We start from the raw sequence: 13,940 nt of genomic DNA on the forward strand, positions 1-13,940 counted from the left end.
CGGCCCGACCACCCCCGCTGTACCGCCCGACCACCACCTGATTTACCCGATACGCACATTCAACGAGGAGCACGACATCATGACTGAGCGGGTGGTACTCGCCTACTCCGGCGGCCTGGACACCTCGGTCGCCATTCCGTACCTCGCCGGGGAACTCGGCGCCGAGGTGATCGCCGTCGCGGTTGACGTCGGTCAGGGCGGCGAGGACATGGACGTCATTCGGCAGCGGGCGCTGGACTGCGGCGCCGTCGAATCCGAGGTGGTCGACGCCCGGGACGAGTTCGCCGCCGATTTCTGCCTGCCGGCGCTGCGGGCCAACGCTCTCTACATGGACCGGTACCCGCTGGTGTCGGCGCTGAGCCGGCCGCTGATCGTCAAGCATCTGGTCGCGGCGGCCCGTAAGCACGGCGGCACCGTGGTGTCGCACGGCTGCACCGGCAAGGGCAACGACCAGGTTCGCTTCGAGGTCGGCATCGGCGCGCTCGCGCCGGAGCTGAAGGTGGTCGCCCCGGCCCGCGACTTCGCCTGGACCCGGGACAAGGCGATCGCGCTGGCCGAGGAGAAGGGGCTGCCGATCGACGTGTCGCACAAGTCGCCGTACTCGATCGACCAGAACCTGTGGGGCCGGGCGGTGGAGACCGGCTTCCTGGAGGACATCTGGAACGCCCCGATCGAGGACCTGTACGCGTACACCGCCGACCCGGCCGCGCCGCGCGACGCCGACGAGGTGACCATCACCTTCGACGCCGGGGTGCCGGTGGCGGTCGACGGCGAGACGGTCACCCCGTACCAGGCGGTGGTGGAGCTCAACCGGCGCGCCGGCGCGCAGGGCATCGGGCGGCTGGACATGGTCGAGGACCGGCTCGTCGGGATCAAGAGCCGCGAGGTGTACGAGGCACCGGGCGCGATCGCGCTGATCACCGCCCACCAGGAGCTGGAGAACGTCACCGTGGAGCGCGAGGTGGCCCGGTTCAAGCGGACCGTGGACCAGCGCTGGGGCGAGCTGGTCTACGACGGCCTGTGGTTCTCCCCGCTCAAGCAGGCCCTCGACGCGTTCATCGACGAGACGCAGCGGCACGTCACCGGCGAGATCCGGATGGTGCTGCACGGCGGCCGGCCGGTCGTCGTCGGCCGGCGTTCCGAGGCCAGCCTGTACGACTTCAACCTGGCCACCTACGATACCGGTGACACCTTCGACCAGAGCCAGGCAAAGGGCTTCGTGCAACTGTGGGGGCTGTCCAGCCGGCTGGCCACCGCCCGCGACACCCGGCTCGCCGGCCCCGGTGAGCAAACCCGGCTGCCCGGCTCGCAGGCCTGACCCCGACAATGGTCGCCGTGGACGACAAGAGCCTGACCGAGAACACCGCCAGCCCGAACCGCACCAGCCTGTGGGGTGGTCGCTTCGCCGGCGGGCCGGCCGAGGCGCTGGCCCGCCTGTCGGTCAGCGTCCAGTTCGACTGGCGGCTGGCCCCGTACGACATCGCCGGCTCCCGGGCACACGCCCGGGTGTTGGCCGCCGCCGGCCTGCTCGACCCGGACGAACTGGGTCGGATGCTGGCCGCGTTGGACGACCTGGAGGCAGCCTGCGCCTCCGGGTCGTTCCGGCCGACCGTGGACGACGAGGATGTGCACACCGCGCTGGAACGCGGCCTACTGGAGCGGCTCGGCTCGCTCGGCGGCAAGCTGCGCGCCGGCCGGTCCCGTAACGACCAGGTCGCCACCGATCTGCGGCTGTACCTGCGCGACCACGCCCGTGGCCTGGCCGCACAGCTGGTCGAGCTGGCCGCTGCCCTGGTCGAGCAGGCCGAGCGGCACCTGGAAACCCCCGCGCCCGGGATGACCCACGTGCAGCACGCCCAGCCGGTGACGTTCGGGCACTGGCTGCTGGCCCACGTCCATCCGCTGCTGCGTGACCTGGACCGGTTGCGCGACTGGGACGCGCGTACCGCAGTGTCACCGTTGGGTGCCGGCGCGCTGGCCGGCTCCGGCCTTCCGCTGGATCCGGTCGCGGTCGCCAAGGAGCTGGGATTCCGGACGTCGTTCGCCAACTCGATGGACGCGGTCGCCGACCGGGACTTCGCCGCCGAGTTCCTCTTCGCCACCGCGATGGTCGGGGTGCACCTGTCCCGGCTGGGGGAGGAGGTGGTGCTCTGGACCTCGCAGGAGTTCGGCTGGGTGGAGCTCGACGACGCCTTCGCCACCGGGTCGTCGATCATGCCGCAGAAGAAGAACGCTGACATCGCCGAGCTGGCCCGGGGCAAGTCCGGCCGCCTCGTCGGCGGGCTGGTGGCGGTGTTGACCATGCTCAAAGGGCTGCCGCTGACCTACGACCGGGACATGCAGGAGGACAAGGAGCCGGCGTTCGACGCCGTCGACACCCTGCAACTGCTGCTGCCGGCCCTGGCCGGGATGATCTCCACCATGACGGTACGGGTGGACCGGCTCGCAGCCGCCGCCCCGGCCGGGTTCACCCTGGCCACCGAGGTGGCGGACTGGCTGGTCCGCAAGGGTGTGCCGTTTCGGGACGCGCACGAGGTCACCGGCAAGCTGGTGGCGCTCTGCTCGGCCCGGGAGTGCGCGCTCGACGAGGTCTCCGACGACGATCTGCGGCTGGTCAGCGAGCACCTTGACGCCGGCGTCCGGGACGTGCTCTCGGTACGGTCGGCGCTCGCGGTGCGGACCACGCCGGGCTCGACCGGCCCCGGTCCGGTGTCCGACCAGTTGGCCGCCGTCACGGAGCAGCTGTCCGGGTGGCGCCGGTGGGCGGCGGAGTCGGTGGTGCCCCGCTGACCTAACCGGCGGCCGGGTCCGGGTCACCGGGTGGGCGGCGGGAACCGGTAGGCCCGTTCCACCCGGGCCACGTGCACCGCGAAGCTGGCGTACCACCGGGCCCTGCCGTCGGCCTGGGCGACCAGGTGCTCGACGTGTCGACGCCAGGCGGCGATCGACTCCTCGTCACGCCAGTAGGAGACGGTGATGCCGACCCCGTCGGGGTCCCGGGCACTGTCCACGCCCAGGAAGCCTGGCTGCGCGTCGGCGAGTTCCAGCATCCGGCGGGCGGTGGCCGCGTAGCCGTGGTCGTCGTCGGTGCGGGTGGAGGCGAAGACAACCAGGTAGTACGGCGGTGGCGGGGTGTCGGCGGGACTCATCGGTCGCTCCCGGGCGGTGGTGTGCTGGGTCGCTGTGCTGTGCTGGCACCATGAGACCACCCGCGCCGGTCGGCGATCTCGCGACGGTGCTCGCCGGACCGGTCGACGTGGCGGCCCGCGCGTTACTGGGCTGCCGGGTCGCCGTCGGCGATGTCGAGGTCCGGCTCACCGAGGTCGAGGCGTACGCCGGGGTCGGCGCCGACCCCGCCTCGCACGCCCACCGGGGCCGTACGCCGCGTAACGCCCCGATGTTCGGGCCGCCCGGGCAGCTGTACGTCTACTTCAGCTACGGCATGCACTGGTGCGGCAACGTTGTCACCGGCCCGCCGGGACAGGCGGCGGCGGTGCTGCTGCGGGCCGGCGAGATCATCGCCGGCCACCGGGCGGCCCGGCGCCGCCGTGGCCTGCGGGTGCCGGACCGGGACCTGGCCCGTGGTCCGGCCCGGCTGATGGCCGCGCTCGGGCTGGACGGCACGGCGAACGGTACGTCGGTGCTCGACGGCACCGGCCCGCTGTCGCTGACGCCATCGCCGGTGCCGATCCCGGCCGGAGCTGTCCGCACCGGCCCCCGGGTGGGGGTGGGCGCGGCCCAGCACACGCCATGGCGCTTCTGGCTGGCCGGCGAGCCGACGGTCAGCGGGTACCGCCGGGCCGCTCCCCGGCCGCGCGGCGGCCGGACCGGGGCGCCGAACGTGACCGGATGACGGGCGACCGGTGCGACCGGATGACGGGTGCTGCGTGGACTGGCACAGACCCTCGGCTGCTCGGTGGCCGAACTCGCCGGGGAAGCGGACGCGGTCGCCACCAGATCCGCCGCGCTGACCCTGTCGTACGGTCGGCTCGCCATCGAAGCCGCTGACCCGGACCGGGGCGCAGCTCGGCCTGGCTCGCGCGCTGGCCGAGCAGGGCCGACTGGCCGGAGCCGTCCAGCAGTACGAGTCGCTGCTGCGCGACAACCGACAGGCCGCACGGCTGCGCAGACCGCCGCCGGCGACATCACCGAGTCCCGGGACACGGCAGTGCACCTCGGCCTTCAGTCGTCCCGCCGGGCGGGGTAGCCCCAGCCCTGGGCAACCTCGAACAGCGGACCCGGCAGCGCCACGTCGGCCGGCAGTTCCCGGGGCGGCTGGACCGTGCCGGTACGGATCCGCCCGGTCCAGTCACCCAGCCCGGCCTTGATCCGGCCATGGTCGAACCGGCCGTACTCCACCATGTCCGACTCCCACTCCAGGCCGAGGAACTCGCAGATGCGCCGGGTCTCGGTCGTCGGATCGGCCGCCAGATCCTCGTAGCGGACCGTGTGTCCGGGAAGTACCCGGCGTGCCTCGGCGAGTTTGGTCAGGTACCGGCCGACGCTCTCGGCTGCCTCCTGCGGCGTCTGCTGGGGTCGGGCCCTGGTCCACGAGTCGAGGATCGCGGCCGGGTGGCGTAGCAGGAACACGAACCGCGCGTCCGGCCACACCCGGGCGATTCGGGGCCAGATGAACACGTTGTGCGGAGTCTTCTCGACCAGGACCTGTTTGCCACTGCGCTGCAACGCCGCGTCCAACACCCGGTCCCACAGCAGGTGGGTGATTTCCTGAGCGTCCCAGCCCAACTCGCCCATGCTGTCAGTGATGTAGTGGTCACTGAACTCCACCCGCAGCTTGCTCAGATGCAGCTCGTGCGGAGCGTAGAGCGAAGAGTGGCTGTTCAGCATCATTCGCAGCAGTGTCGACCCCGACCGGACCGACGACAGAATGAACACTGGTTGGCGCAGCAGTCGGTGCGGGCGGCGGACGAAGGCAGGACGGCCGCCCCGGCGGGTGATCTGCATTCCGGTCGACCGGGCGATCCGTACGGCAAGGTGATGCTTCCAGCTCATACGACCGGACACTACGAAATCTTGCTGAGAAAATGCTAGGGGGGTCTTCGCCCGCTGGGCACAGAGCCGCCGGATGCCAGGTGACTGGCGGCCCGAGGGGCCCGGTAACCCGGACGGATGGCAGGATTCGCATCCGGCCCGGGTGGGCAAAGCAGGCCGCAGCACACCGGCGATGGAATCCGGGTCACGACGGCGGCGATGGAAGGTGCGTGCGTGCAGGGGTACGGAACACAACTCGCGCTGGTCGGGATCCTGGTGGTGTTGAACGCGGTCTTCGCCGGTAGCGAAATCGCCCTGGTGTCGCTACGCGACAGCCAGCTGCAGCGGCTGGAACGGTCCCGCCGGACGGGTCGGGTCCTGGCCAAGCTCGCCAAGGACCCGAACCGGTTCCTCGCCACCATTCAGATCGGCATCACCCTGGCCGGGTTCCTGGCCTCGGCCACCGCCGCGGTGTCGCTGGCCCAGCCGTTGGTGCCAGCGCTGGACGTGCTCGGCCGGGCTGCGGAGCCGGTGGCGATCGTGCTGATCACCCTGGTGCTGACCTTCGTCACACTGGTCTTCGGCGAGCTGGCCCCGAAGCGGGTGGCCATGCAGCGGGCCGAGCGGTGGGCGCTGGCGGTGGCCCGGCCTCTTGACATGATGGCCAGCCTGGCCCGGCCGGCGGTCTGGGCGCTCGGTGCCACCAGCGACCTCGTGGTCCGCCTCGTCGGCGGCGATCCGAAGGCGACCCGCGACGAGATAAGCCCGGACGAACTGCGCGACATCGTGGCCGGTCACCGGGCATTCACCGCCGAGCAGCAGACCATCATCTCCGGGGCACTGGAGATCGCCGACCGGCGGCTGCGGGCGGTGCTGGTGCCCCGGCTGGAGGTCTTCACCCTGGACAGCGGGACGTCTGCCGAGGCGGCCCGGATCGTGCTGGCCACCTCCGGGCACTCCCGCGCCCCGGTGGTCCGTAACGGGATGCTGGACGACACCGTCGGCGTGATCCACCTGCGTGACCTGGTCGGCGTACCCGATGACCGGCCGGTCGACGCGGTGGCCCGCCCGCCCATGCTGCTGCCCGAGTCGCTGCCGGTGGTCGACGCGTTGCGCCGGTTCAAGACACACCGCCAGCACATCGCGCTGGTCGTCGACGAACGCGGTGCCGTCGACGGCATCGTCACCCTGGAGGACGTACTGGAGGAGATCGTCGGCGAGATCTACGACGAGACCGACCGGGACATCCGCGCCGTGCGCACCGAGCCGGACGGCACCATGCTGGTCCCCGGGACCTTCCCCGTGCACGACCTGCCGGACATCGGGGTCGACCTACCCGGCCGCCCGGCCGGCGACTACACCACCGTGGCAGGTCTGGTGCTGGCCCGGCTCGGCCACATTCCCACCGACGCGGGCGAGTCGGTCCGGGTCGACGGCTGGACCATCACCGTCGCCTCCGTCGACCACCACGCCATCAGCGGTGTACGGCTGCGCCGATCCTCGCGGGACGACGGCGACCGTGCGGGTGGCGGCGACCGTGCCGCCGCCGAGAACCGCCCGCTCAGCTCGGCCGTTGAAAGACCAGACAGTAGTCGCCGGTCAGCCAGTCGGGCTGGTGGTCCCAACACAGGAACGACTCCTGAAGCAGAGTGAGATGGGCGCGGATCACCCGACCCACGTCCCAGGCGAGGGTGGTCACCCGGCCGTCGACCCGCATGTTCGCCACGTTGACCACGGCGTGGCCGCCCGGCCGCAGCAACTGGGCGACCTGACCGAACACGTCACCGATTTCGTCGAGATAGCTGGTGTAGTCACCGTCGAGGGTCTCGTAGGCGTTGAGCGGGTTCTCCGGATGGTCCGTCGCGTCCATGTAGGGCGGTGAGGTCAGGCAGAGGTCGAACGGTCCGTCGACCAGACCGATCAGCTTCCGGGCGTCACCGTCGACGATCTCGGCACCGGCCGCCCCGGCGAGCCGCTGCCGGATCAGCGTGACCCGGTCGGGCAGCAGTTCTACGCCGGTCGCCCGTCGACCCATCCGCGCCGCGGTCACCAGTGTGGTGCCATAGCCGGCGAACGGGTCCAGCACCGCCTGCCCGGGCGTGGTGTACTCGTCGATCACCGCCTCGACCAGAGCCTCCGGAAAGTGCACCTGCTGGTCCTCACCCGCCGGCAGTTGGGCGATCAGGTCAGTGCTGGTCAGCTGCAGCCACGGTCTCACCCGACCATTGTCCCTCGCGGCAGTGGCGGCGGCCGGCCGCCCTGCGTCGACGGCTGCCGGACTACTCCGACGCCGCGTCGTCGCTCTGCCCGGACCGGCGACGGTTGCGCAGCGCCATCCAGGTGGCACCGAACACGATCGCTCCGGCCAGGCAGACCGCGACCACGTGACCGCTGCCGGTCCAGCCGAACCAGTCCTGCAGCAGCATCCGGGAGCGGGACGTTGGATCCACCAACGTGATCGCCACGAACGCGGCGACCAGTACTCCGGCGCCGACGGCGAACGCGGTCGCCCACGGCCCGCTCGGTCCGAACCGGCCGTGCAGCACCAGCACAGCGCGCACGATCCGTCGGGCCCGGACCAGCCGTAACGTGCCTACCGTGTAGACCAACCGGAACACCTGCAGCGGCCCCAACGCCAGGATGGTGACCGGGACCACGATCAGGGTCAGCGTCACCAGCCCTCGATTGCGCCGCAGCCACGCCAGCCGGTCGGCGGAGAAGGCCAGCAGTACGGCCGTCTCGGCGACCAGCACCGCTCCGCTCGCCCAGTGCAGTATCTCACCGACCGTCGCCAGGGCCCCGCCGGCGAGGGTGAGGAACACCGCCGGAACCGAGGCCAGCGCCGCGACCAGCACCGGCACCGCCAGTCGCCGTTCCCACCGGGCGGATCGGTCCCGGCCGGACCCGCCAGCCGGCTGATCGCTTCCAGTTCGGTCGTCGGCGCCGGTCATCCCGCTGTGTCGGCGGCCCGCCGTCCGACGGTCGCCGACGGAACCCGGACCGCGACCTCCACCCCGAGCTGCGCACCGTCGCTCAGCCGGAGCCGGTCACCGCTCCAGAACCGGCCCGGGTCGTACCAGTTGGTCCGCCGACCTGTCGGCAGCAGCCCCATCGCCTCGTAGGTCACCGCGACCACCTCGGCGCAGTAGACACTCTCCAGATCCGTCCGTCCGGCAGCACCGTCAGTCGACGGTCCGGCGCCACCCGACCCCTCGGCTGCTTCGGCGCCACCCGTACCCCGACCAGCCGGCGGCAACCAGCTGACCAACCGTTCGCGTACCGCGCCGGCCAGCGGCGCCCGCCGTACGGACGGGGTACGACCCCGCAGCCACCGCCAGGCCAGCGCGGCGGTGGACGGGAACGGGGTGCCGTCCAACCGGGCGACGGTCCGTAGCACGGCATTCTCCATCGCGCTGTCGGCGGGCGGCTCCAACTGCCGCAGCCAGGCCCGCTGACCGTAGCGCCGTGCCCAGACCGTGACCGCGTCGCGCAGGTCGTGCAGCTGCACCCCTCTGTGGTGGCTGCCCGACCACATGTCCGGCAGTGACCGACCGAGCTCGGCGTGCCACAGCAGCGGCGGGAGATCTTCGATCACCACCGCCATCCCCACGTGGTTCACCGGGCTGTTGGTGGTCATCTGGATCGCCCGGTCGGGCATCGTTCGCCCGCGAAACAGCCACAGGTCACCGGTACGGGTCAGCTCGACCGCCGCGTCGAGGGAGAGTGGTTCGCCGGTCACTCAACTACCCTAGGCCGATGCGTTGGTGGAAGGTAATGGGCCTGGCCGCGTTCGTCGGGGTCGCCGCGACCGGAGCGGTCGTCGTCCGGGCCGAACGACGCCGTCGGGCCTACACTGCGGAGCAGATCCGAGACCGGCTCCGACAGCGCCTCGTCGAGGCCGGTCCGGCGGATGCCCCGCCTCCAGACTGAGTCGCCGGTCAGCTGAGCCGCCGGCTCCGGCAGCCGGTCACAGCAGCCGCGCCTCGCGCAGCAGGTGTGCCAGGCCGGCACCGTCGGGCGCGGACAACCACCGCCGGCCACCCGGCCCGGCAGCCCTGGAGGTCTCACCGGCCGGTGCCGGCAGATTGCCGGCCAGGACCGCCTGGGTCGGCGAGAGCCGACGGATCGCCACCGCAGCCAAGCTGTCCGGGTGCTGCGCCGCGAACTCGGCGTAGATCTCCGGATCGTGCTGCCCGTCGTCGCCCACCAGCAGCCAGCGGATCTGCGGGAACTCTTCCGCCAACCTGGCCAGGCTGGCACGCTTGTGCTCCCGACCGCTGCGGAACCACCGTTCGGTGGTCGGACCCCAGTCCGTCAGCAGCAGCGGGCCGGCCGGGTAGAGATGCCGGGACAGGAACCGGCTCAGGGTCGGCGCGACGTTCCAGGCACCGGTGGACAGGTAGAGCACCGGTGCACCCGGATGCGCGGTGACCAAACGTTCGTACAGCACCGCCATCCCGGCGACCGATGCCCGGGCGTGCTCGTCCAACACGAACGTGTTCCACGCGGCCAGCATCGGCCGGGGCAGCGCGGTCACCATGACCGTGTCGTCGACGTCGGAGATGATGCCGAACCGGACCTGCGGGTCGACGATACGTACCGGCGCGTCAACCGGCTCGGAGTCGCCGCTGTGCAGCCGTACCGACGTCCAGCCGGGCTCCAGATCGGCCGGCACGACCGTGTCCACGAACCCGCCCCGGTCGGCCCGGACCTCGTGCCGCTTGCCGCCAGCTTCGATCACCACCGGCGCGTCCTTCACCGGCAGGGTGGCGAAGCTGCGCCAGCCCCGTACCTTCTTCGCCCGCCGACGTGGCGGATCGGGCCGACCCAGCAGCACCCGCGCCATCACCCGGACCCAGCCCGGCGCTCCGTAGCCGGTGTACGGGATGAGCGTGAGATCCCAACCTCGTCGCCGCAGCCGGCGTTCCAACAGGGCATGGATGGCATCCTCGAGCCGGACGGCTCGGTGGGCGCCACGCGCCGCCGGGCTCACGGGTGTCATCGCCACGGTGCCACCCTGCCACAGCCACCCGTTGCGGGCACGGCGTGGTGATTGACCACGTGAAGCCCGCTCAGCCGGCCAAGGCCACCGCCGACACCGGCCAATCCGACGTCATCGCCGCAGGTCAAGTCGCGGCCAGTTCGATCTCCACCGCAGGCGGGTCGAGCAGCGTTGGCCCTGTCAACGACAGGTTTCGATGGGTGCACGGGTTCTTGGCAAGCTGCGCCGCAGGTCGGAAACCGGATGTCCGTGCTGGTCCGCGATGAGGGACAATCGCGCCGTGACGGACGAACAAGACCCGGCCGGTACGCCTGACGTGCTGGACGAGCTGCGTTGGCGGGGCCTGATCCAGGATGCCACGGATGTGACCGAGCTGGGTCGGCAGCTGCGCGACCCCACCACCTTCTACGTCGGCTTCGATCCGACGGCCCCCAGCCTGCATGTGGGCCACCTGGTCCAGGTGCTCACCGCCCGTCGGCTGCAACTCGCCGGACATCGGCCGTTGCTGCTGGTCGGCGGGGCCACCGGGCAGATCGGGGACCCGAAGGAGGGTGGTGAGCGAAACCTGAACCCGCCTGAGGTGGTGGCGGGCTGGGTCGACCGGATCCGCGACCAGCTCGCGCCGTTCGTCTCGTTCACCGGGCCGGTCGCGGCGCAGGCGGTCAACAACCTGGACTGGACCGGGCCGATGTCGGTCGTCGAGTTCCTCCGGGACGTGGGCAAGCATTTTCCGGTCAACCGGATGCTGGCCCGTGAGGTGGTCCGGGCCCGGCTGGACGGCGGCATCAGCTTCACCGAGTTCAGCTACCAGCTGCTGCAGGCGAACGACTTCTTTGAGCTGCACCGGCGGCACGGTTGCCTGCTGCAGTTCGGCGGCTCCGATCAGTGGGGCAACATCACCGCAGGGGTCGACTATGTGCGTCGGCGTGGAGCCGGCCCGGTGCACGCTTTCACCACGCCGCTGGTCACCCGGTCGGACGGCACCAAGTTCGGCAAGACCGAGGGCGGCGCGGTCTGGTTGGACGCCGCGCTGACCAGCCCGTACGCCTTCTACCAGTTCTGGGTCAACGTCGACGACCGCGACGTCGGGCGGTTCCTGCGCTACTTCAGCTTCCAGGATCGCGAGACGATAGCCGGACTGGAGCGGGAGTCGGCGGCCCGGCCGGCGGCGCGGATCGCCCAGCGGGCGCTGGCTGAGGAGCTCACCGCCCTGGTGCACGGTCCGGTGGAGGCTGCCCAGGCGGTGGCCGCCAGCCAGGCCCTGTTCGGCCGGGGCTCACTGGACGAACTGGCACCGGAGACACTGCACGCCGCGTTGCGTGAGGCAGGCCTGCTGACCGTGACCGGCGAGATGCCGGCAGTTGCCACGTTGCTGAAGGAGTCGGGACTCGTCGGCAGTCTCAACGAGGCACGCCGGGCGATCGCCGAAGGCGGCGCCTACCTCAACAATCAGCGGGTGTCGGACGTCGAGGCGGTGGTTGCGGCCGAGACGCTGCTGTACGGCCGGTTCCTGGTGCTGCGCCGCGGCAAGCGAACGTTTGCCGGTGTTGAGCTGGTCAGATAGGCGCCGATCGACGTTGTGACGTGGGACGCGTTCGCTCGATTTGACGACTGATCGGGCGGGCGCGTAACTTTCTCTCTGCCCGCAGGGGAACGGACGGAAACACCGGAGCAGCAATCGCAGCCGAGGTGACCGGCCGGAGCTGTGGGACAACCTCCAGGTCCGGGTGTTCGCACCGAATGGAGCTGGCGGGCGGGGTCGCAAGGGTCGCACCGGCAGCGCCGGGGCCGATTTGGAGCGGCGAGACCGACCGGCTAGGGTTGATGACCGCAGGGCACCGGGCGAGTCGACGGAGACGTCGCGGCCGGCCTGCAAAACCGGGTACGGACACACGGGTGACACCGTGCGCTCGACCAGGTGGTCAAACCGGCACAGAGCACCACGATCCGGAAAAATCCGGGTTGACGGGGCAAACGAGTCGGAGTAAGGTAGTAAAAGTGCCCGGCGGGAGTCGGGTGGGACGGATGGCCCTGGTGGGGTTGCCTGCTTGGTGTGGGTGGTTCTGCTGGTGTGTGTTTGTTCTTTGAGAACTCAACAGGGTGCTTGATAAGCCAGTGCCAAAGTTTGTTTGGTTCCCGGCTGGTTGACTGCCGCGTTTGTGGTGGTTTTCTGGTTGGTGATTCCTTGGCATTTTATATGCCGGGTTTGATTTCTTCACAGGTTTTTGTTGGAGAGTTTGATCCTGGCTCAGGACGAACGCTGGCGGCGTGCTTAACACATGCAAGTCGAGCGGAAAGGCCCTTCGGGGTACTCGAGCGGCGAACGGGTGAGTAACACGTGAGCAACCTGCCCCAGGCTTTGGGATAACCCCGGGAAACCGGGGCTAATACCGGATATTACATGCTGCCGCATGGTGGTGTGTGGAAAGTTTTTCGGCTTGGGATGGGCTCGCGGCCTATCAGCTTGTTGGTGGGGTGATGGCCTACCAAGGCGACGACGGGTAGCCGGCCTGAGAGGGCGACCGGCCACACTGGGACTGAGACACGGCCCAGACTCCTACGGGAGGCAGCAGTGGGGAATATTGCACAATGGGCGGAAGCCTGATGCAGCGACGCCGCGTGAGGGATGACGGCCTTCGGGTTGTAAACCTCTTTCAGCAGGGACGAAGCGTAAGTGACGGTACCTGCAGAAGAAGCGCCGGCCAACTACGTGCCAGCAGCCGCGGTAAGACGTAGGGCGCGAGCGTTGTCCGGATTTATTGGGCGTAAAGAGCTCGTAGGCGGCTTGTCGCGTCGACTGTGAAAACCCACAGCTCAACTGTGGGCTTGCAGTCGATACGGGCAGGCTAGAGTTCGGTAGGGGAGACTGGAATTCCTGGTGTAGCGGTGAAATGCGCAGATATCAGGAGGAACACCGGTGGCGAAGGCGGGTCTCTGGGCCGATACTGACGCTGAGGAGCGAAAGCGTGGGGAGCGAACAGGATTAGATACCCTGGTAGTCCACGCTGTAAACGTTGGGCGCTAGGTGTGGGGGGCCTCTCCGGTTCTCTGTGCCGCAGCTAACGCATTAAGCGCCCCGCCTGGGGAGTACGGCCGCAAGGCTAAAACTCAAAGGAATTGACGGGGGCCCGCACAAGCGGCGGAGCATGCGGATTAATTCGATGCAACGCGAAGAACCTTACCTGGGTTTGACATGGCCGCAAAACCTGCAGAGATGTGGGGTCCTTCGGGGGCGGTCACAGGTGGTGCATGGCTGTCGTCAGCTCGTGTCGTGAGATGTTGGGTTAAGTCCCGCAACGAGCGCAACCCTTGTTCGATGTTGCCAGCGCGTTATGGCGGGGACTCATCGAAGACTGCCGGGGTCAACTCGGAGGAAGGTGGGGATGACGTCAAGTCATCATGCCCCTTATGTCCAGGGCTTCACGCATGCTACAATGGCCGGTACAATGGGCTGCGATACCGTGAGGTGGAGCGAATCCCAAAAAGCCGGTCTCAGTTCGGATCGGGGTCTGCAACTCGACCCCGTGAAGTCGGAGTCGCTAGTAATCGCAGATCAGCAACGCTGCGGTGAATACGTTCCCGGGCCTTGTACACACCGCCCGTCACGTCACGAAAGTCGGCAACACCCGAAGCCGGTGGCCCAACCCCTTGTGGGAGGGAGCTGTCGAAGGTGGGGCTGGCGATTGGGACGAAGTCGTAACAAGGTAGCCGTACCGGAAGGTGCGGCTGGATCACCTCCTTTCTAAGGAGCGCTCTCCCGGCGAAGGTCGGGTAGGGAGCCTGCTGCCCCCGAGTGTGGGGTGGGGGTGCTCATGTGGCGGAGACACTGGTGAGTTCGTGTCGGCAACGGCTGATGCTGCTAGTACTGCTTCTGCTTTCGGGTGGGGGTGTGGAGGGTGGTGTTGGTGCGGCTGGTGTGGATGGTGGGCATCCTGTTGGGTCCTGA

General features: G+C 69.5%; 12 protein-coding genes and 1 rRNA gene. 7 read left to right on the plus strand and 6 right to left on the minus strand.

All coding sequences use genetic code 11. The annotated features are described in order from the left end of the window. Nucleotides 1–79 precede the first annotated feature (79 nt). Nucleotides 80–1,318, plus strand: a complete 1,239-nt coding sequence (locus tag O7621_RS19145; protein WP_282230522.1) for an argininosuccinate synthase — start codon at nt 80–82, stop codon at nt 1,316–1,318. Nucleotides 1,319–1,326: 8 nt separating this feature from the next. Next, nucleotides 1,327–2,790 carry an argininosuccinate lyase gene (gene argH / locus O7621_RS19150; RefSeq protein ID WP_281554624.1) on the plus strand — a complete coding sequence of 488 codons (1,464 nt, stop codon included), beginning with the start codon at nt 1,327–1,329 and terminating at the stop codon, nt 2,788–2,790. A gap of 23 nt (nt 2,791–2,813) precedes the next feature. Here the strand turns inward: argH and O7621_RS19155 are convergent, their stop codons facing one another. Then, nucleotides 2,814–3,149: an antibiotic biosynthesis monooxygenase gene (locus O7621_RS19155; RefSeq protein WP_282230523.1), complete on the minus strand. Its 336-nt coding sequence runs from the start codon at nt 3,147–3,149 to the stop codon at nt 2,814–2,816. Between the two features lie 50 nt (nt 3,150–3,199). On the opposite strand from O7621_RS19155, the gene O7621_RS19160 reads away from it, so the two are divergent. Next, nucleotides 3,200–3,853 carry a DNA-3-methyladenine glycosylase gene (locus tag O7621_RS19160; RefSeq protein ID WP_282230524.1) on the plus strand — a complete coding sequence of 218 codons (654 nt, stop codon included), beginning with the start codon at nt 3,200–3,202 and terminating at the stop codon, nt 3,851–3,853. A gap of 329 nt (nt 3,854–4,182) precedes the next feature. On the opposite strand, the gene O7621_RS19165 is transcribed toward O7621_RS19160, so the two are convergent. After that, nucleotides 4,183–5,013, minus strand: a complete 831-nt coding sequence (locus tag O7621_RS19165) for a sulfotransferase (protein ID WP_282230525.1) — start codon at nt 5,011–5,013, stop codon at nt 4,183–4,185. A gap of 213 nt (nt 5,014–5,226) precedes the next feature. On the opposite strand from O7621_RS19165, the gene O7621_RS19170 reads away from it, so the two are divergent. Beyond that, complete coding sequence (locus O7621_RS19170) at nt 5,227–6,645, plus strand: hemolysin family protein (protein WP_282230526.1); 1,419 nt, start codon at nt 5,227–5,229, stop codon at nt 6,643–6,645. On the opposite strand, the gene O7621_RS19175 is transcribed toward O7621_RS19170, so the two are convergent. From O7621_RS19175 to O7621_RS19185, 3 genes are all read right to left on the minus strand, one after another. Beyond that, nucleotides 6,554–7,210 carry a DNA methyltransferase gene (locus O7621_RS19175; RefSeq protein ID WP_282230527.1) on the minus strand — a complete coding sequence of 219 codons (657 nt, stop codon included), beginning with the start codon at nt 7,208–7,210 and terminating at the stop codon, nt 6,554–6,556. The two genes, O7621_RS19170 and O7621_RS19175, sit on opposite strands and share 92 nt — an antisense overlap. Before the next feature lie 61 nt (nt 7,211–7,271). Beyond that, nucleotides 7,272–7,853, minus strand: coding sequence for a hypothetical protein (locus O7621_RS19180; protein ID WP_282230528.1), 582 nt, complete (start codon nt 7,851–7,853; stop codon nt 7,272–7,274). Between the two features lie 86 nt (nt 7,854–7,939). After that, nucleotides 7,940–8,731 carry a hypothetical protein gene (locus O7621_RS19185; RefSeq protein ID WP_282230529.1) on the minus strand — a complete coding sequence of 264 codons (792 nt, stop codon included), beginning with the start codon at nt 8,729–8,731 and terminating at the stop codon, nt 7,940–7,942. A gap of 17 nt (nt 8,732–8,748) precedes the next feature. On the opposite strand from O7621_RS19185, the gene O7621_RS19190 reads away from it, so the two are divergent. Beyond that, nucleotides 8,749–8,922 carry a hypothetical protein gene (locus O7621_RS19190; RefSeq protein ID WP_278168796.1) on the plus strand — a complete coding sequence of 58 codons (174 nt, stop codon included), beginning with the start codon at nt 8,749–8,751 and terminating at the stop codon, nt 8,920–8,922. A gap of 37 nt (nt 8,923–8,959) precedes the next feature. Here the strand turns inward: O7621_RS19190 and O7621_RS19195 are convergent, their stop codons facing one another. Beyond that, entirely contained in the window at nt 8,960–9,994 is a 1,035-nt protein-coding gene (locus O7621_RS19195) for a phosphatase domain-containing protein (protein WP_282234653.1), read from the minus strand. A gap of 280 nt (nt 9,995–10,274) precedes the next feature. Here O7621_RS19195 and tyrS point away from each other — a divergent pair, with 280 nt between their 5' ends. Both tyrS and O7621_RS19205 read left to right on the plus strand, forming a co-directional pair. Beyond that, nucleotides 10,275–11,558: a tyrosine--tRNA ligase gene (gene tyrS / locus O7621_RS19200; RefSeq protein ID WP_282230530.1), complete on the plus strand. Its 1,284-nt coding sequence runs from the start codon at nt 10,275–10,277 to the stop codon at nt 11,556–11,558. 661 nt (nt 11,559–12,219) lie between these two features. Further along, nucleotides 12,220–13,736 (plus strand): 16S ribosomal RNA (locus tag O7621_RS19205). Nucleotides 13,737–13,940: the final 204 nt, after the last annotated feature.

The organism is Solwaraspora sp. WMMD937 (assembly GCF_029581175.1).
Taxonomy (GTDB): Bacteria; Actinomycetota; Actinomycetes; order Mycobacteriales; family Micromonosporaceae; genus Micromonospora_E.

Bases quoted from the DNA above. Each gene is read 5' to 3' on its own strand.
- O7621_RS19160 (WP_282230524.1), top strand. From the start codon at position 3,200: ATGAGACCACCCGCGCCGGTCGGCGATCTCGCGACGGTGCTCGCCGGA.
- argH (WP_281554624.1), top strand. From the start codon at position 1,327: ATGGTCGCCGTGGACGACAAGAGCCTGACCGAGAACACCGCCAGCCCG.
- O7621_RS19195 (WP_282234653.1), bottom strand. From the start codon at position 9,994: ATGACACCCGTGAGCCCGGCGGCGCGTGGCGCCCACCGAGCCGTCCGG.
- O7621_RS19165 (WP_282230525.1), bottom strand. From the start codon at position 5,013: ATGAGCTGGAAGCATCACCTTGCCGTACGGATCGCCCGGTCGACCGGA.
- O7621_RS19155 (WP_282230523.1), bottom strand. From the start codon at position 3,149: ATGAGTCCCGCCGACACCCCGCCACCGCCGTACTACCTGGTTGTCTTC.
- O7621_RS19190 (WP_278168796.1), top strand. From the start codon at position 8,749: ATGCGTTGGTGGAAGGTAATGGGCCTGGCCGCGTTCGTCGGGGTCGCC.
- O7621_RS19145 (WP_282230522.1), top strand. From the start codon at position 80: ATGACTGAGCGGGTGGTACTCGCCTACTCCGGCGGCCTGGACACCTCG.